Origin of the sequence: Bartonella vinsonii subsp. berkhoffii ATCC 51672 (assembly GCF_902825225.1) — a bacterium.
Taxonomy (GTDB): Bacteria; Pseudomonadota; Alphaproteobacteria; order Rhizobiales; family Rhizobiaceae; genus Bartonella; species Bartonella berkhoffii.
Genome location: NZ_CADEAK010000141.1, coordinates 1 through 465, shown reverse-complemented (window position 1 = coordinate 465; position 465 = coordinate 1). Strand labels below are relative to the sequence as shown.

At 34.4% G+C, this 465-nt stretch carries 1 protein-coding gene; it reads left to right on the top strand.

Features of this window, described 5'->3' with window-relative positions:
* Positions 1–280: 280 nt before the first annotated feature.
* On the top strand, positions 281–465 hold a 185-nt coding region (locus J7R10_RS08645), incomplete at its 3' end, for a carbamoyl-phosphate synthase domain-containing protein (RefSeq protein WP_281432515.1).

Sequence of the window (465 nt, the reverse complement as noted above, 5' to 3'; positions counted from 1 at the left end):
CAAAGAACTTGGAGCGTTATATCAATCCGGCACGCAACGTAAACTAACCTAAATTTATTTAAGCAGAAAAGGAACTTTTAATCAGTCTTTACAGATCTTACCAAACACGATAAAAAATAATCAATACACCTATATTAAAAAATCTCAAAACAGGACTTTACCTCTTTACAGAATGTACCTATACTTTTCATTTTAAGCGAAATATTGTAAAAATGATATACACAGTATTTGTTATGAGTTTGCTTTATACTGTTTAGAGAATGAATTGTGAACGCGTACTATGACACAAACTACCCCATCTCTTAATCCTTGGAGTATAAGCAAATCTACAGCTCTCTTAGTATTAGCCGATGGAACAGTTATTGAAGGTAAAGGAGCAGGTGCTACAGGCGCTGCTGAAGCTGAAATATGTTTTAATACCGCCATGACAGGCTACGAAGAAATCCTTACTGATCCATCATATAA